Here is a 15,763-nt window from a genome sequence, read left to right as displayed (position 1 = left end):
ATATTGCTATAGTTTCCTCCACGGATCGCCCGATCCCCTTATTCGATAAGGCTCAGCGCCCAGACTCCGAGTCGGGGCGCGAGACAACTCAGGAGGAAAACACCATGCAAGCGGTTTCACTGCCCATCCACGCTTTTCCCGCGCCACAGGCCACGACGGTCGCCGCGCCGAGTATCCGTTCGGTCGCCGTGTCGTTGCTGGCCGACCGGGTGCTGGCCGCCTGACGTGCCTACCCGTGACGGCGTCCGTCGCGCACGGATGCCGCATGCTTTTCCCCCGATTCGATAGAAACCACGCAGGAGTGCCCATGTCCGAACGTAAGCTCACCAATGCCGCCGGCGCGCCCGTCGCCGATAACCAGAACTCGATGACCGCCGGCCCGCGTGGCCCCGTGGTGCTGCAGGACGTCTGGCTGCTCGAAAAGCTCGCGCACTTCGATCGCGAAGTGATTCCCGAGCGGCGCGTTCACGCGAAGGGTTCGGGCGCGTTCGGCACGCTGACGGTCACGCACGACATTTCGCGCTACACGAAGGCGAAGGTATTCGCGCGGGTCGGCCAGGAAACGCCGCTTTTCATGCGTTTTTCGACGGTGGCCGGCGAGCGTGGCGCGGCCGACGCCGAGCGCGACGTGCGCGGCTTCTCGATCAAGTTCTACACGGAGGAAGGCAACTGGGACGTGGTCGGCAACAACACGCCGGTGTTCTTCATTCGCGATCCGCTCAAGTTTCCGGACTTCATTCATACGCAGAAGCGTGATCCGTACACGAATCTGCGCAGCAACGTCGCCGCGTGGGACTTCTGGTCGAGTCATCCGGAGTCGCTGCATCAGGTGACGATTCTGATGAGCGATCGCGGCATTCCGAAGAACTACCGGCAGATGCACGGCTTCGGCTCGCACACGTACTCGTTCATCAACGCGAACAACGAGCGTTTCTGGGTCAAGTTCCACTTCAAGTCGCTGCAGGGCATCGAAAATTTCAGCGACGCCGAAGCCGCGCAGGTGGTCGCCAATGACCGCGAAAGCGCGCAGCGCGATCTCGTGAGCAGCATCGACGCGGGCAACTTCCCGAAGTGGCGCTTCGCAATTCAGGTGATGCCGGAAGCGGATGCGGCGAACTACCGCTTCAATCCGTTCGACATCACGAAGGTGTGGTCGCAGAAGGACTATCCGTTGATCGACGTCGGCACGCTCGAACTGAATCGCAACGCGGCGAACTATTTCGCGGACGTCGAGCAGGCGGCGTTCACGCCGGCGAACGTGGTGCCGGGCATCGGATTTTCGCCGGACCGTCTGTTGCAGGGGCGGCTGTTCTCGTACGGCGATACGCAGCGTTACCGGCTCGGCATCAATCATCACCAGATCCCGGTGAATGCGCCGCGCGTGCCGAACCCGCATTCGTTTCATCGCGATGGCGCGATGCGCACCGACGGCAATAGCGGCGGCAACCTGAATTACGAGCCGAATCGCTTCGGCGACTTCGTGCAGGACGAGAACGCGTCCGAGCCGCCGCTCGCGGCGGGCGCAGTCGCGCGTTACGAGCATCGCGAGGACGACGACTACTACACGCAGCCGCGCATGTTGTTCGCGCTGTTCGACGACGCGCAACGTGAGCGTCTGTTCGGCAATATCGCGCGACATATCGACGGCGTGCCGCAGCAAATCGTCGCGCGTCAGATCGAGCATTTCCGCCGCGCCGATCCGGCTTACGCGGAAGGTGTGATCGCGGCGCTCGCCGCGTTGCGGGAAGGCAGGAACCGCTAGGCGTCATATACGCGGCGGATGGCAAAGCAGTGGCAAAGTAATCGATGGCGCGGCGCATTGCTGCGGTCCGTGACGAGACGAACCCGGAGTACGATCATGATTCGGATGATGATGGCGAGCATCGGCGGTCCGGCCGCCGCGCCGAGCAAGCAGGCGCAATGGCAGGCGTTGATGTTTCGCAAGGCACTGGGCTTTGCGATCGTCGCGAGCGGCTTTGCGGTAATCGCCGCGCAGGCGTTGCAACACGCGCTGGGAGGCTGAGCGCAGTACCGCCAGAATGGCTGCGCAGCAAGGCTCTCGGGCACGTGTTGCGCAATCCTTGCGGCATTCACGCTACACTGTCGAACGTTTTATTCGTGTTTCCGCAGACCGTCATCTGCCGACCGGTTCGTATCACTCTTCAAAGGAGTCGTCATGGCCAAGAAAGAAGCCGCAACAGCAGTACAGCACGTCAACATCGGGATCAGCGACAAGGATCGCAAGAAGATCGCCGAAGGGCTGTCGCGTCTGCTCGCCGACACCTACACGCTGTACCTCAAGACCCACAACTTCCACTGGAACGTCACGGGTCCGATGTTCAATACGCTGCACCTGATGTTCGAAACACAGTACAACGAACTCGCGCTCGCGGTCGACTCGATCGCCGAACGCATCCGTGCATTGGGCGTGCATGCGCCGGGCAGCTACAAGGATTTCGCCAAGCTGTCGTCGATCCCCGAAGCGGACGGCGTGCCGGCCGCGGAAGACATGATCCGTCAGCTGGTCGAAGGTCAGGAAGCGGTGGTGCGCACCGCGCGCGCGATTTTCCCGTCGACGGAAGCCGCCAACGACGAGCCGACCGCCGACCTGCTCACGCAACGCATGCAGACACACGAAAAGACCGCATGGATGCTGCGCTCGCTGCTCGCCTGATTTGGCGCAGTTGAGCCGTGCTAAAAACGCACAAGCCTCCCTGCACGGGGGGCTTTGTTTTTTGCGCCGCTGCCGCGTAACGCACTGATGCGAGCGCGTGGCACTTCGATACGCGGCCGTGCGAATCCTGGGCCGCCGTGCGCTTCCCGTAAAATGGGCGCACCGTGTTCGCACTTCACCGAATTCGTCCCATGTTCGCCCGATTTCCCCTGTATCTGCGCCTCGTGCGCATGGACAAGCCGATCGGCAGCCTGCTGCTGCTGTGGCCGACGCTCAACGCACTGTGGATCGCGTCCGGCGGTCATCCGTCGTGGCAATTGCTGGTGATCTTCACGCTCGGCACGGTGCTGATGCGCTCGGCCGGCTGCGCGATCAACGACTACGCGGACCGCGATTTCGACCGTCACGTGAAGCGCACCGAGAACCGGCCGATTACGTCCGGCAAGATCAATGCGTGGGAAGCGGTCGTGCTGGCAACCGTGCTGTCGCTGATCGCGTTTCTGCTGATTCAACCGCTCAATGCATTGACCAAGGAGTTGTCGGTGGTCGCGCTGTTCGTCGCCGGCACGTATCCGTTCATGAAGCGCTTCTTCGCGATTCCGCAGGCGTATCTTGGCATCGCGTTCGGCTTCGGTATTCCGATGGCGTTCGCCGCGGTGCAGGATCACGTGCCGCTGCTCGCGTGGGTGATGCTGGTCGCGAATATCTTCTGGGCCGTTGCGTACGACACCGAATACGCGATGGTCGATCGCGACGACGACATCAAGATCGGCATCCGTACGTCGGCGCTGACGTTCGGCCGTTTCGACGTGGCCGCGGTCATGCTGTGCTATGCAGTGACGCTCGGGATTTACGTCGGCATCGGCGTGACGCTCGGGTTTGGTCCGCTGTACTGGCTCGGCTGGGCAGTCGCGGTGGGTTGCGCGATCTATCACTACACGCTGATCCGCCATCGCGAGCGCATGCCGTGCTTTGCCGCGTTCCGTCACAACAACTGGCTCGGCGGCGCATTGTTCGCGGGGATCGCCGCGCATTACGTGGTGGCTTCGCTTTAATTCACGTCAGCGCTTTTCTGGCTTCAGACCGCTGCGTTTCTACACGCCGTAGGCGCCTGCCCTGATTAGAAGAAGGACAGTCGCGCTGCGGCGTGTCTGTTTCCGCTGTTTCCTTTCGACGCCGGTTCGCGTTACTGCTTGCCGAATTCGTCGCCCATCTCGCGCGCCCGCGCGTCCGCGGCCAGTGCGCCGCGCACGATCGCATCCTTGATGCCGCTCGCTTCGAACGAGGCGAGCGCTGCCGCGGTCGTGCCGCCTTTGGATGTCACGCGCTCGCGCAGCACGCTCGGCGGCTCGTCGGAATTGGCCGCGAGTTGCGCGGCGCCCGTGAAGGTCGCGACCGCCAGCGCGCGGCCCTGCGCTTCGTCCATACCGAGCTGGCGCGCGGCTTCCTGCAGCGCTTCGATGAAATAGAACACGTAGGCCGGCCCGCTGCCCGAGATCGCGGTGACCGCGTCGATCTTCGCTTCGTCGTCGAACCAGACGGTTTCGCCGACCGCGCCGAGCACCTGTGACGCGAGCGCGCGGCCCGCTTCGTCGACGCTGCCGCTGGCGACGAGACCCGTGACGCCCCTGCCGATCAGCGCCGGCGTATTCGGCATCACGCGCACGATGCGGTTGTGGCCAGCGAGCCAGCGCGACATGTCGTCGATGCGAATGCCCGCGACGATGCTGACGACGAGTTGCGACGCGCGCAGATGCGGCGCCAGCGTCCCGGCTACGCTCTTCAGGATCTGCGGTTTCACCGCGAGCACGACCGCGTCGTAGTCGGCGAGCGTGACGTCGGCGGCCGCGCCGGTGCGGATACCGAATTGCTGCTCGTTGCGCTGGCGCGCGTCTTCGTTCGGATCGATCGCGTACAGGTCCGCGGGCGCGACGCCCCGCTTGATGAGGCCGCCGATCAACGCGGCGGCCATGTTGCCGCCGCCGATAAACGCAATTTTCATGATGGTCCGGATAGGTTCAGATGAGATGCGGTGAGGGCTTCGCGCAGCCAGGTTCGCGCAAGGCCCGTGGAAAAGCTCAGCGGGAATAATCGCGTGCGCCGAAGATCGCGGTGCCGACGCGCACGATCGTCGCGCCTTCGAGCACGGCTGCTTCGAGATCGGCCGACATGCCCATCGACAGCGTATCGAGCGCGAGCCCCTCGCTACACAAGCGCTCGAACAGCTCGCGCAATTGGCGATGCGGCGCGCGTTGTTCTGCGAGATCGCCGCCAGGTTCGGGAATCGACATCAGGCCGCGCAGCTTCAGCTTCGGCAGCGCGGCGACCTGTTGCGCGATAGCGGCCGCCTCGGCGATGGCGACGCCACTCTTCGACGCTTCACCGCTCACGTTGACTTGCAGGCACACGTTGAGCGGCGGCAGGTTGTCCGGGCGCTGCTCCGACAGCCGCTGCGCGATCTTTAGCCGATCGACCGAATGTACCCAGTCGAAATGCTCGGCGACGGGCCGCGTCTTGTTCGATTGCAGCGGCCCGATGAAATGCCATTCGAGCGACGCGCGCAGATCGGCAAGTGTCTGGATCTTGTCGAGCGCTTCCTGCACGTAGTTCTCGCCGAATGCGCGCTGACCGACCGCATGAGCGGCGCGCACGGCATCGGCGGGAAACGTCTTGGAGACCGCGAGCAGCGTCACGGACTGCGCGTCGCGGTGGGCCGCTTGCGCGGCCCTGGCGATGCGCTCGTGAACGTCGGCGAGATTGTGAGGCAGATCGGACATGGAACGAACCGGTGTTCAGCGAAGACGATGCCCCGATTATACGGACAGCATGTGCTCGACCAATTCGATCCAGTGCGCGACCGGCGTCGACGTACCGCTTTGCAGATGCGCGATGCAACCGACGTTCGCCGACACGATCACCTGCGGCTCCTGCGCCTGCAAACGCTCGAGCTTCTGGTCGCGCAGCGCGTACGACAGGCGCGGCTGCAGCAGCGAGTAGGTGCCGGCCGAGCCGCAGCACAGATGGCTGTCGGCGGGCAGGCGCACTTCGACGCCGAGCGCGCTGAGCAGTTGCTCGACCTTGCCGCGGATCTGCTGGCCATGCTGCAGCGTGCAGGGTGGATGAAACGCGACCGTGTGTACCGAGCGGCGGCGCGTGATGGCGACGAGCTTTTCTTCGAACTCGGGCAGGATCTCGGAGACGTCGCGCGTCAATTCGACGATGCGGCGCGCCTTCTCGGCATAGTTCGGATCGAGGCGCAGCAGGTGCGCGTATTCCTTGACCGTCGCGCCGCAGCCCGACGCGTTCATCACGATCGCTTCAATGCCCTGTTCGACGTAGGGCCACCATGCGTCGATGTTCGTGCGCAGGTCGTCGAGCGCTTCGTCGTGGTAGCCGAGATGCAGGCGGATCGCGCCGCAGCAGCCGGCGTCGGGCGCGATCAGCGTTTCGATGCCGAGCGCATCGAACACGCGCGCGGTCGCGATGTTGACGTTCGGCATCATCGACGGTTGCACGCAGCCCGCCAGCATCAGCACCTTGCGTTCGTGTTTTGCGCTCGGCCATGCGAGCGGGCGTTGGCGCGCGGGCACCTTGTCGCGCAGCTTCTTCGGCAGCAGGCCGCGCACGTGCTGACCCAGACGCATCGCCGGCGTGAAGATCGCGCTGTTCGGCAGCACGCTCGCGAGCAGGCGCCGCATCAGCCGCTGATTGAGCGGACGCTTGACTTTCTCTTCAGTGAGCTTGCGGCCGATTTCGACGAGCCGCCCATATTGCACGCCCGACGGGCAGGTCGACTCGCAATTGCGGCAGGTCAGGCAGCGGTCGAGGTGAACCTGCGTGCTGCGCGTGACCGGCGCGCCTTCGACCATCTGCTTGATCAGGTAGATGCGCCCGCGCGGGCCGTCGAGCTCGTCGCCAAGCAGTTGGTAGGTCGGGCAGGTGGCCGTGCAGAAACCGCAATGCACGCATTTGTGCAGGATGGCGTCCGCTTCGTTGCCATCGGGCGTATTGCGAATGAAGTCCGCGAGGTTGGTTTGCATCGCGTCGCTCAGAAGTCGGAGTAGAGACGGCCGCGGTTGAAGATGCGGGCCGGGTCGAATGCATGTTTGAGGCCGCGATGGATTTTCATCAGCGGCGCGGGCAGCGGTGTGAATACGCCGGCGCTGCGGTCGTAGCCGTGGCCGCCGCGGAAGATGGTCGCGTGGCCGCCGGCCTGTTTCGCGCTGATGCGCACGGTTTGCGCGTCGGTGTCGGTGATCCACCAGCGCTGGCCGCCGCCCCATTCCATCAGTTGCGCGCCGGGCAGCTGCAGCGGCTCGGTGATCGACGGTAGCGCGAGACGCCACAGCGCGGCCTTCGGCGGAATGCCCGCGAAAAACGAATCGGTCTGTTCGCGCAGGCCGGCCCAGAAGCGTTCAGCTTCGACCGCATCGACGACTTCGCCGCCGAGCCCGGTGCGGGCTGCCTTGACCGCGGCTTCCGCGCCGCCAAGGCGCACCGCGAGCGTGCCGTTGCGCCATGCGCTCGCGGTGATCGGCAGCGGCCGGCCGCCCCATTCGTTGAGCTTGCGTACCGCGTCGGTGCCGTTCATGTCGAACTTCAGCGTGGCTTCGACTTGCGGCCGCGGCAGCACTTTGACCGACAGCTCGAGGATCAGCCCGAGCGTGCCGAGCGAGCCCGCGAGCAGCCGCGACACGTCGTAACCCGCGACGTTCTTGACGACCTGGCCGCCGAAGTGCAGCACCTGCCCCTGGCCGTTCATCACGACGGCGCCGAGCACGAAGTCGCGCGCGGCGCCGACGGCCGGCCTGCGCGGCCCCGAAATGCCAGCGGCGATGCAGCCGCCGAAGGTGGCCTGCGGCCCGAAGTGCGGCGGCTCGAACGGCAGCATCTGGTCGTGCTCGGCGAGCGCGGCTTCGATTTCCAGCAGCGGTGTTCCCGCGCGCGCGGTGATCACGAGCTCGGCCGGATCGTACGCAATGATGCCGCGATAAGCGCGCGTGTCGAGGATCTCACCTTCCAGCGTCTGGCCATACCAGTCTTTGGTGCCGCCGCCGCGGATGCGCAGCGCGCGTCCCTCGGCGCTGGCCGACCGCACGCGTTCGGACCATACGGCGACGATGTCGTCCTCTTCCATGGTGTCCTGCTCGTCGTGTTTCGTTTGATTGTACCGGGCGGCGGCTCGCTGGCAAGCCGGAGCGCACCCGCATGACGGGGCGCAGCGTCGGTCTGGAGGGGCGGGCGCAAAGCGCCGCGCAGGCCGCGCGAGCATCAGCGCGGGCGCGGCGAGCGGATGCGCGCTGCAAACGCCAGCCGCTAGAAGCGCGGCAGCTCCGGATGAGGCAGCAGCCCGCCGCGCACGTGCATCTTGCCGTATTCGGCACAGCGCGCCCGCGTCGGGATGCCCTTGTCGGGGTTCAACAGGCCGGGCGCGTCGAATGCCCGCTTGACCGCGTGGAACGTGTCGCGCTCTTCGGGCGAGAACTGCACGCACATCGAATTGATCTTCTCGATGCCGACGCCATGCTCGCCCGTCACCGTGCCGCCCAGCTCGACGCAAGCTTCGAGGATGTCGCAACCGAACAACTCGGCGCGATGCCACTCGTCCTGGTTGTTGCCGTTGAACAGGATCAGCGGGTGCATGTTGCCGTCGCCGGCATGGAACACGTTGATGCAGCGCAACTGGTAGGTCTTCTCCATCTCCTCGATGCGCGCGAGCAGCGGCCCGATACTGCGGCGCGGCACGGTGCCGTCCATGCAGTAGTAGTCCGGCGAAATGCGGCCGGCGGCCGGAAACGCGTTCTTGCGCCCGGACCAGAAGCGCAGGCGCTCGGCTTCCGTGCGTGAAATCTGGATACGGGTCGCGCCGTGCTCGCGCAGCACCGCGGTCATGCGCACGATCTCGGCCGCGACTTCCTCGGGCGTGCCGTCCGATTCGCACAGCAGGATCGCCGCCGCGTCGAGGTCGTAGCCCGCGTTGACGAACTCCTCGACCGCGTGCGTGGCGGGCTTGTCCATCATCTCGAGGCCGGCCGGAATGATGCCCGCCGCGATGATGCCCGCAACGGCGTCGCCGCCTTTGACGACGTCGTCGAAGCTGGCCATGATGACCTGCGCCGTTTGCGGCTTCGGGATCAGCTTGACGGTGACCTCGGTGACGATCGCGAACATGCCCTCGCTGCCGATCAGCACCGCGAGCAGATCGAGCCCCGGCGCGTCAGGCGCGAGCGAGCCGAATTCGACGATCTCGCCTTCCATCGTGACCGCGCGCACGCGCAGCACGTTGTGCACGGTGAGGCCGTACTTCAGACAATGCACGCCGCCCGAATTCTCTGACACGTTGCCACCGATCGTGCAGGCGATCTGCGACGACGGATCCGGCGCATAGTAAAGACCATACGGCGCCGCGGCTTCGGAGATCGCCAGATTGCGCACGCCCGGCTGCACGGTCGCGATGCGCGCGTACGAGTCGACTTCGACGATCTTGCGAAAGCGCGCGAGCGATACCACCACGCCGTGCCGAATCGGCATCGCGCCGCCGGACAGGCCGGTGCCCGCGCCGCGCGGCACGATGGGTACCTCGAGGCGATGGCAGATCTGCACGATGCGCTGCACCTGGGACTCGGTTTCCGGCAACACGACCGCGAGCGGCAGACGCCGGTACGCGGCGAGTCCGTCGCATTCGTACGCGACGGTGTCTTCTTCGCGATACAGCAGACAGTGGGTCGGCAACACGGCCATCAGCGCCTGCACGACTTCGCGCTGACGCCGCGCGAGGACTTCGGCCGACAGTTCAGCGGGTGCGTTCATGTGAGTTGTCTCCTCGTGGCTTGCGCCGGTCCGGCTTGCTGGTTCGAGCCGGCTGTTTCGTGCTGCCTGCTTCGCATCACTTGCGTGTTCAGCTTGGCGCGGTTGCCGCTGGGCGTGTCAGCGGTTTGCCGCGGTCGCCATGCGCAGTGTCGATCAGGCCGCCGCCCAGGTGAAAATCTTGCCCGGGTTCATCAGATTGCGAGGGTCTAGCGCGTGCTTGATGGAGCGCATCGTGTCGACCGCGACGGCGCCGTGCTCCTCGAGCAGAAAGCCCATCTTGTGCAGGCCGATGCCATGCTCGCCGGTGCAGGTGCCGTCCATCCGCAGCGCGCGCTGCACGATGCGATGGTTCAGGCGCTCGGCTTCCTCGAGCTCTTCGGGCTTGTCCGGGTCGATCAGGATCGCGACGTGAAAGTTTCCGTCGCCGACATGGCCGACGATCGGGCAGGGCAGCGGCGACGCCAACAGATCCTGCTCCGTTTCGATCACACACTCCGCGAGACGCGAGATCGGCACACAGACGTCGGTGGTCACCGCGCGCGAGCCGGGCTTCAGTTGCAGCATCGCGAAATAGGCGCTGTGACGCGCGTTCCACAGACGGCTGCGGTCTTCGGGGCGCGTCGCCCATTCGAAGCCTTCACCGGCATTCTGTGCGGCGATTTCCTGCACGAGTTCGGCCTGTTCCTTGACGCCGGCCTCGGTGCCGTGAAATTCGAAGAACAATGTGGGCGCTTCGCGCAGTGTCAGATTCGAATGGCGATTGATCGAGCGGATCGCAAGCGAATCGACGAACTCGACACGCGCGATCGGCACGCCGATCTGGATCGTCTCGATGACCGCGCGCACCGCATCGCCCATCGACGGGAACGTGCACACCGCGGCCGACACCGCCTCCGGCTGCGGATAGAGGCGCAGCGTGATTTCCGTTATCACGCCGAGTGTGCCTTCCGAGCCGACGAACAGGCGCGTGAGGTCGTACCCCGCCGACGATTTGCGCGCGCGCGAGCCGGTCTTGATCACGCGGCCATCGGCGAGCACGACCGTCAGGCCGAGCACGTTCTCGCGCATCGTGCCGTAGCGCACGGCGTTGGTACCCGACGCGCGGGTTGCCGACATCCCGCCGATGCTCGCGTCCGCGCCGGGGTCGATCGGGAAGAACAGGCCGGTGTCGCGCAGCGCTTCGTTCAGTTGCTTGCGCGAGATGCCGGGCTCGACGGTGACGGTCAGGTCTTCGGCGTTGATCGACAACACCCGGTTCATTTCCGACAGATCGATCGACACGCCGCCTTGCACGGCAAGCAGATGTCCTTCGAGCGACGAGCCATTGCCGTACGGAATGATCGGCACGTCGTACTGGCCGCACAGCTTGACGGCGGTTTGCACGTCTTCGGTTGTACGCGCGAACACGACGGCGTCAGGCAGTTGCGGATCGAACGGTGATTCGTCGCGGCCGTGGTGCGCACGCACGGCTTCGGCAACGGAGACTCGATCGCCGAAAGCGGCTTTGAGCTGATTCAGCAATGCGGCGGGAAACGGCCGGCGTAGCGGCGCCGGCGGCACGGGATGGTTCACGCATGTCTCCTGTGTCGACCGGAGTTAGCGCTACAGCGCTTACTCCGGTCCCATGAAAGTTTCTTTAGATAACGGTCTGTTTGCAGCAACTGTTTCATTTTACGCCGTTCGCCCACCAGGCGGCGCTGGGCCGGCTTCCGCTCATATAATGGCGGCGATTTCGCGATGCGTGCAATATGGACAAACCAGCTGGCAGCATCGTCACTAATGCATGGGAGACGTCATGGGCAATCGCCTCAGCAAGATCACCACTCGCACCGGCGACGACGGCACCACCGGTCTCGGCGACGGCCGCCGCGTGCGCAAGGACAGCGCGCGTATCGCCGCGATTGGCGACGTCGACGAACTCAATTCGAATCTCGGCGTGCTGTTGTGCGAGAAGCTGCCCGAGAACGTGCGCGCGGCGCTGGTCGCAATCCAGCACGACCTGTTCGATCTGGGCGGCGAGCTGTGCATTCCCGGTCACACGATGATTACCGAACAGCATCTCGCGCAGCTCGACGGTTGGCTCGCCGACTACAACGCCACGCTGCCGCCGCTGAAGGAATTCATTCTGCCGGGCGGTTCGCGCGCGGCCGCGCTCGCGCATGTGTGCCGTACCGTTTGCCGCCGCGCGGAGCGGGCGATCGTCGCGCTTGGCGAACACGAGGCGCTGAACGCGGCGCCACGTCAGTACGTGAACCGGCTGTCCGATCTGCTGTTCGTGCTGGCGCGCGTGCTCAATCGCGCGGACGGCGGCACCGACGTGCTCTGGCAGCACGATCGCGGCGCGCCTTGAATGGCGACGCACATGTGCGCATGGACCCGCACGGTGCTTCGCACGAGCCGACGCTCAACCGACGGCGAGCGTGACCGGCTTGCCGATGCGGCTCAGCATTTCCACGAGCGTGTCGATCGTGAACTTGTTGGTTTTCTTGTTGACGACGTCGGACACGCGCGGGCGCGACACCATCAGAATTTCGGCCGCCTCGGCCTGCTTCAGATGATGCTGTTCGATCCACGTGGACAGCTCGGTCATCAGCTGTTCCTTGAGCAGCCGCGTGTCGTTGATCTGCTTTTGCGACGCATCGTGAAGGCGCTTCGCTTCCTCGGCGGAAAAACCGAGTTCGAGGAACACGTTCGCGCCGGCTCGCGTTACGTGACGAATGTTGGTGTCGATCGTCATGGCTGGGTGGTCCTGTAATGGGTGATGGCGCGGTAGCGCATTTCGGCAATTTTTCTGTCGCGCGGTCTGAGCCTCTGCGTTTTCTTCTGAAAGCAATGCAGCACGTACAGCGCTTCGGCGTATTTGGTCACGTACATCACGCGAAAAATGCCGTCCTGGTCTCTGATGCGAATTTCGCGCGTTCCCGCGCCGATAGACTCGAACGGTTTCCAGTCGTCAGGGTCGAGTCCTGACTGAATCTTGTGAAGCTGAAACCCTGCGAGACGACGTGCTTCGTCGGGAAAAACGAGCAAATCACGGTAGCTGGAGCCTAACCAGCGAATTTCTTTTTCCTGCTCCATCGCCACCTCGTGTATAAAATCTTATACGCACTCTCCAGCCTGGTCAAGCGTGTAAGCGACCAGGCAACGAGCTATGACGATATCGAGGCGGCAGGCTGACTACCATTCGTCCGAAGGGCCAATAAAAAACCCGGTTCGATATTGAACCGGATTTCTTCCACGGACTGCCGACAAGCCCCCGCAGTGGCCGCGGGGCAGGTGTTCAGTTGCCGCTGCCGCGTGCGACACGGCGCTGCCTGACCGCTTCGGCAAGGCCTTCGAGCACGGCGACGCTCTCATCCCAGCCGATGCACGCATCGGTAATGCTCTGCCCGTACGTGAGCTCGCGGCCTTCTTGTAGATCCTGGCGGCCCGCGACGAGATGCGACTCCACCATCACGCCGACGATCCGCTCGTCACCCGTGGCAATCTGACGGCCGATGTCCGCGCACACAGGAATCTGGTTCTCGTGCTTCTTCGAGCTGTTGGCGTGGCTCGCATCGATCATCAGACGCGCGGCGAGGCCCGCCTTACCGATGTCCGCGCAGGCCGCGTTGACGCTGTCGGCGTCGTAGTTCGGCGTTTTGCCGCCGCGCAGAATCACGTGGCAGTCCTCGTTGCCCGCGGTCGATACGATCGCCGAGTGGCCGCCCTTCGTGACCGACAGGAAATGGTGCGGCTGCGAGGCGGCCTTGATCGCGTCGACGGCGATCTTCACGTTGCCGTCCGTGCCGTTCTTGAAGCCGACCGGGCACGACAGTCCCGAAGCCAGCTCGCGGTGCACCTGCGATTCGGTCGTGCGCGCGCCGATGGCACCCCACGAGATCAGATCCGCGATGTACTGCGGGCTGATCATGTCGAGGTACTCGGTGCCGGCCGGCAGGCCGAGTTCGTTGATGCGCAGAAGCAGCTCGCGCGCGGTGCGCAGCCCTTCGTTGATCTTGAAGCTGTTGTCCATATGCGGGTCGTTGATGAGACCCTTCCAGCCCACCGTCGTACGCGGCTTTTCGAAGTACACGCGCATCACGACTTCGAGTTCGCCGGCCAAGCGCTTGCGCTGCTCGATCAGACGCCCCGCGTATTCGATCGCGGCCTTCGGATCGTGAATCGAGCACGGGCCGATCACGACGATCAGACGATCGTCCATGCCGTGCAGAATGCGATGCATCGCGGTGCGCGAGTCGTAGATCACGTTGGAAACCTTCTCGTCGCAGGCAAATTCGCGGATCAGGTGAGCGGGCGGCGTGAGTTCCTTCAATTCGCGGATGCGGACATCATCGGTATTGTGCGGGGGCATGTTGTTCTCCTGAATCGGTTCGTAGCGTGTTCGCGCGGGCAACGGAGGCGATCAGTCAGCGATCAAACAGCGAGGCCAGAGCGGACGACGATCAAAAAATGGTCAACGACAAAATGTCAGTCAGGTATCGAAAAACGTGAGACGAAAAAAAACCGCCAGGCTAGCTGGCGGTTTTTCGGGAATTCTCGGTGTCCTGCGTGCACTAACACCCCTCTCGATCCGCCAGCGGTCTGAGATACCAAAAAAAGTAAAAATAAAATTTGGCGGACATGGCGAAGTGAATGCGTCGCTGGTCAAAAAGGGTGAGTGACTTTATAACCCGGTACAGGCTCGGCTGACAAGCTGGGGCGTCGAAAAATGCGGAAAACCCGCACGCTTCGCGCCTTGCGTGCGCGAAGCGTGCATCCGCGACGAAATCAGGCGGTGCCGCCGACGGTCATCCGCTCGATGCGCAGCGTCGGTTGACCGACGCCCACCGGCACGCTCTGGCCTTCCTTGCCGCACACGCCCACGCCCGAATCGAGCTTCATGTCGTTGCCGATCATCGTGACGTACTTCAGCGATTCCGGTCCGCTGCCGATCAGCGTCGCGCCCTTGACCGGATACGTGATCTTGCCGTCCTCGATCATGTACGCCTCGGAGGCCGAGAACACGAATTTGCCGTTCGTGATGTCGACCTGACCGCCGCCGAAGTTCACCGCATAGAGGCCGTTCTTCACGGACGCGAGGATTTCTTGCGGGTCCTTGTCGCCGTTCAGCATGTAGGTGTTGGTCATGCGCGGCATCGGCAGCGCCGCGTACGATTCGCGCCGTGCGTTGCCGGTGACCGGCATCTTCATCAGACGCGCGTTCAGCGTGTCCTGGATGTAGCCCTTCAGGATGCCGTCCTCGATCAGCGTCGTGCACTGGGTCGGATTGCCTTCGTCGTCGATATTGAGCGAGCCGCGACGATTCGGCAGCGTGCCGTCGTCGACCACGGTGACGCCCTTCGCGGCGACCTGCTCGCCGATGCGTCCCGCGAATGCCGACGACCCTTTGCGGTTGAAGTCGCCCTCGAGCCCGTGGCCGATCGCCTCGTGCAGCAGCACGCCGGGCCAGCCCGGCCCGAGCACGACGGTCATCGCGCCGGCCGGCGCCGGACGCGCGTCGAGATTGACGAGAGCGGCGTGCACCGCATCGTCGACATAGCGCGACAACACTTCATCGGTGAAATAGCCGTAGTCGAAACGGCCGCCGCCGCCGCCGCTGCCGATTTCGCGGCGGCCGTTCTGCTCGGCGATCACTGTCACCGAGACACGCACGAGCGGCCGGATGTCGGCCGCGAAGCCGCCGTCGCTGCGCGCGACCAGCACCACGTCGTATTCGCCGGCGAGGCCCGCCATCACCTGCTGGATGCGCGGGTCGCGGCCGCGTGCCATCTGCTCGATGCGCTCGAGCAGTTTGACCTTGGCGGTGGCGTCGAGCGAATGCAGCGGGTCGGACGGCAGGTACAGATCGCGCCCGGCGATGCCGGTCAGCGACGACGCCACCTTGATCTTCTGCTTGCCGCCGCCTGCCTTGGCGATCGCGCGTGTGGCGATGGCCGCCTGTCGGATCGCTTCGGGCGACAGGTCGTCCGAGTAGGCGAACGCGGTGCGGTCGCCCGACACGGCGCGCACGCCGACGCCCTGATCGATGCTGAAGCTGCCCGACTTCACGATGCCTTCCTCGAGACTCCACGCTTCGCTGCGGGTGGTCTGGAAGTACAGGTCCGCGTAGTCGACGCGGTGCGTGAAGATTTCGGCGAGCGTGCGCGTGAGCAGCGATTCGTCGAGACCATAGGGCGTGAGGAGGATGTCCTTGGCGGCGGCGAGATTACGGATACCGGGTTCGATGATGTTCATGCGAAGTATGTTCTGCTCGATACGAAGGGGTCGGGGAGCGCC

15 protein-coding genes are annotated in these 15,763 nt (G+C 64.4%); 5 read left to right on the top strand and 10 right to left on the bottom strand.

The window, feature by feature from the left end; genetic code table 11:
* Nucleotides 1-307 precede the first annotated feature (307 nt).
* The 4 genes from HDG39_RS00355 to ubiA all read left to right on the top strand — a co-directional run bounded on the left by HDG39_RS00355 (nt 308) and on the right by ubiA (nt 3,729).
* On the top strand, nt 308-1,762 hold the full coding sequence (locus HDG39_RS00355; protein ID WP_184002343.1) for a catalase: 1,455 nt from the start codon (nt 308-310) through the stop codon (nt 1,760-1,762).
* A 96-nt stretch (nt 1,763-1,858) separates the two neighbouring features.
* Nucleotides 1,859-2,023 (top strand): hypothetical protein, encoded by a 165-nt coding sequence (locus tag HDG39_RS00350; RefSeq protein WP_018419459.1) that lies wholly within the window; start codon nt 1,859-1,861, stop codon nt 2,021-2,023.
* Nucleotides 2,024-2,176: 153 nt separating this feature from the next.
* Entirely contained in the window at nt 2,177-2,674 is a 498-nt protein-coding gene (locus HDG39_RS00345) for a Dps family protein (protein WP_018419460.1), read from the top strand.
* A gap of 191 nt (nt 2,675-2,865) precedes the next feature.
* Nucleotides 2,866-3,729 (top strand): 4-hydroxybenzoate octaprenyltransferase, encoded by an 864-nt coding sequence (ubiA, locus tag HDG39_RS00340; protein ID WP_184002341.1) that lies wholly within the window; start codon nt 2,866-2,868, stop codon nt 3,727-3,729.
* Nucleotides 3,730-3,860: 131 nt separating this feature from the next.
* On the opposite strand, the gene proC is transcribed toward ubiA, so the two are convergent.
* The 6 genes from proC to HDG39_RS00310 all read right to left on the bottom strand — a co-directional run bounded on the left by proC (nt 3,861) and on the right by HDG39_RS00310 (nt 11,056).
* Nucleotides 3,861-4,676, bottom strand: coding sequence for a pyrroline-5-carboxylate reductase (proC, locus tag HDG39_RS00335; RefSeq protein ID WP_184002339.1), 816 nt, complete (start codon nt 4,674-4,676; stop codon nt 3,861-3,863).
* A gap of 76 nt (nt 4,677-4,752) precedes the next feature.
* Nucleotides 4,753-5,451: a YggS family pyridoxal phosphate-dependent enzyme gene (locus HDG39_RS00330; protein WP_184002338.1), complete on the bottom strand. Its 699-nt coding sequence runs from the start codon at nt 5,449-5,451 to the stop codon at nt 4,753-4,755.
* Nucleotides 5,452-5,487: 36 nt separating this feature from the next.
* Nucleotides 5,488-6,714 carry a glycolate oxidase subunit GlcF gene (glcF, locus tag HDG39_RS00325; RefSeq protein ID WP_184002336.1) on the bottom strand — a complete coding sequence of 409 codons (1,227 nt, stop codon included), beginning with the start codon at nt 6,712-6,714 and terminating at the stop codon, nt 5,488-5,490.
* A gap of 8 nt (nt 6,715-6,722) precedes the next feature.
* Nucleotides 6,723-7,811 (bottom strand): glycolate oxidase subunit GlcE, encoded by a 1,089-nt coding sequence (gene glcE / locus HDG39_RS00320; protein WP_184002334.1) that lies wholly within the window; start codon nt 7,809-7,811, stop codon nt 6,723-6,725.
* A gap of 179 nt (nt 7,812-7,990) precedes the next feature.
* Nucleotides 7,991-9,484 carry an FAD-linked oxidase C-terminal domain-containing protein gene (locus tag HDG39_RS00315; protein WP_184002331.1) on the bottom strand — a complete coding sequence of 498 codons (1,494 nt, stop codon included), beginning with the start codon at nt 9,482-9,484 and terminating at the stop codon, nt 7,991-7,993.
* A 153-nt stretch (nt 9,485-9,637) separates the two neighbouring features.
* Entirely contained in the window at nt 9,638-11,056 is a 1,419-nt protein-coding gene (locus HDG39_RS00310; protein ID WP_184002329.1) for an FAD-linked oxidase C-terminal domain-containing protein, read from the bottom strand.
* Between the two features lie 223 nt (nt 11,057-11,279).
* On the opposite strand from HDG39_RS00310, the gene HDG39_RS00305 reads away from it, so the two are divergent.
* Nucleotides 11,280-11,834 (top strand): cob(I)yrinic acid a,c-diamide adenosyltransferase, encoded by a 555-nt coding sequence (locus tag HDG39_RS00305; RefSeq protein ID WP_184002327.1) that lies wholly within the window; start codon nt 11,280-11,282, stop codon nt 11,832-11,834.
* A 54-nt stretch (nt 11,835-11,888) separates the two neighbouring features.
* Here HDG39_RS00305 and HDG39_RS00300 read toward each other — a convergent pair whose 3' ends face one another.
* From HDG39_RS00300 to tldD, 4 genes are all read right to left on the bottom strand, one after another.
* The gene (locus tag HDG39_RS00300; protein ID WP_018419469.1) at nt 11,889-12,221 is read right to left on the bottom strand and encodes a helix-turn-helix domain-containing protein; all 333 of its coding nucleotides are present in this window, start codon (nt 12,219-12,221) and stop codon (nt 11,889-11,891) included.
* On the bottom strand, nt 12,218-12,562 hold the full coding sequence (locus HDG39_RS00295) for a type II toxin-antitoxin system RelE/ParE family toxin (RefSeq protein WP_184002325.1): 345 nt from the start codon (nt 12,560-12,562) through the stop codon (nt 12,218-12,220). The genes HDG39_RS00300 and HDG39_RS00295 overlap by 4 nt, the downstream gene beginning before the upstream one ends.
* Nucleotides 12,563-12,764: 202 nt before the next feature.
* Nucleotides 12,765-13,838: a 3-deoxy-7-phosphoheptulonate synthase AroG gene (aroG, locus tag HDG39_RS00290; RefSeq protein WP_184002323.1), complete on the bottom strand. Its 1,074-nt coding sequence runs from the start codon at nt 13,836-13,838 to the stop codon at nt 12,765-12,767.
* Nucleotides 13,839-14,254: 416 nt separating this feature from the next.
* Nucleotides 14,255-15,721: a metalloprotease TldD gene (gene tldD, locus HDG39_RS00285; protein WP_184002321.1), complete on the bottom strand. Its 1,467-nt coding sequence runs from the start codon at nt 15,719-15,721 to the stop codon at nt 14,255-14,257.
* Nucleotides 15,722-15,763 lie beyond the last annotated feature (42 nt).

Origin of the sequence: Paraburkholderia lebeckiae (assembly GCF_014201005.1) — a bacterium.
GTDB lineage: Bacteria > Pseudomonadota > Gammaproteobacteria > Burkholderiales > Burkholderiaceae > Paraburkholderia > Paraburkholderia tuberum.
The sequence above is the reverse complement of the archived record's forward strand: the minus strand, read 5'-3'. Positions and strand labels throughout refer to the sequence as shown.

What these genes read in the sequence shown, in the direction of transcription:
- ubiA (WP_184002341.1), top strand. Translation starts at nt 2,866, where the DNA reads ATGTTCGCCCGATTTCCCCTGTATCTGCGCCTCGTGCGCATGGACAAG.
- HDG39_RS00345 (WP_018419460.1), top strand. Translation starts at nt 2,177, where the DNA reads ATGGCCAAGAAAGAAGCCGCAACAGCAGTACAGCACGTCAACATCGGG.
- proC (WP_184002339.1), bottom strand. Translation starts at nt 4,676, where the DNA reads ATGAAAATTGCGTTTATCGGCGGCGGCAACATGGCCGCCGCGTTGATC.
- glcF (WP_184002336.1), bottom strand. Translation starts at nt 6,714, where the DNA reads ATGCAAACCAACCTCGCGGACTTCATTCGCAATACGCCCGATGGCAAC.
- aroG (WP_184002323.1), bottom strand. Translation starts at nt 13,838, where the DNA reads ATGCCCCCGCACAATACCGATGATGTCCGCATCCGCGAATTGAAGGAA.
- HDG39_RS00355 (WP_184002343.1), top strand. Translation starts at nt 308, where the DNA reads ATGTCCGAACGTAAGCTCACCAATGCCGCCGGCGCGCCCGTCGCCGAT.
- HDG39_RS00295 (WP_184002325.1), bottom strand. Translation starts at nt 12,562, where the DNA reads ATGGAGCAGGAAAAAGAAATTCGCTGGTTAGGCTCCAGCTACCGTGAT.
- HDG39_RS00350 (WP_018419459.1), top strand. Translation starts at nt 1,859, where the DNA reads ATGATTCGGATGATGATGGCGAGCATCGGCGGTCCGGCCGCCGCGCCG.
- glcE (WP_184002334.1), bottom strand. Translation starts at nt 7,811, where the DNA reads ATGGAAGAGGACGACATCGTCGCCGTATGGTCCGAACGCGTGCGGTCG.
- HDG39_RS00330 (WP_184002338.1), bottom strand. Translation starts at nt 5,451, where the DNA reads ATGTCCGATCTGCCTCACAATCTCGCCGACGTTCACGAGCGCATCGCC.
- tldD (WP_184002321.1), bottom strand. Translation starts at nt 15,721, where the DNA reads ATGAACATCATCGAACCCGGTATCCGTAATCTCGCCGCCGCCAAGGAC.
- HDG39_RS00300 (WP_018419469.1), bottom strand. Translation starts at nt 12,221, where the DNA reads ATGACGATCGACACCAACATTCGTCACGTAACGCGAGCCGGCGCGAAC.
- HDG39_RS00305 (WP_184002327.1), top strand. Translation starts at nt 11,280, where the DNA reads ATGGGCAATCGCCTCAGCAAGATCACCACTCGCACCGGCGACGACGGC.
- HDG39_RS00315 (WP_184002331.1), bottom strand. Translation starts at nt 9,484, where the DNA reads ATGAACGCACCCGCTGAACTGTCGGCCGAAGTCCTCGCGCGGCGTCAG.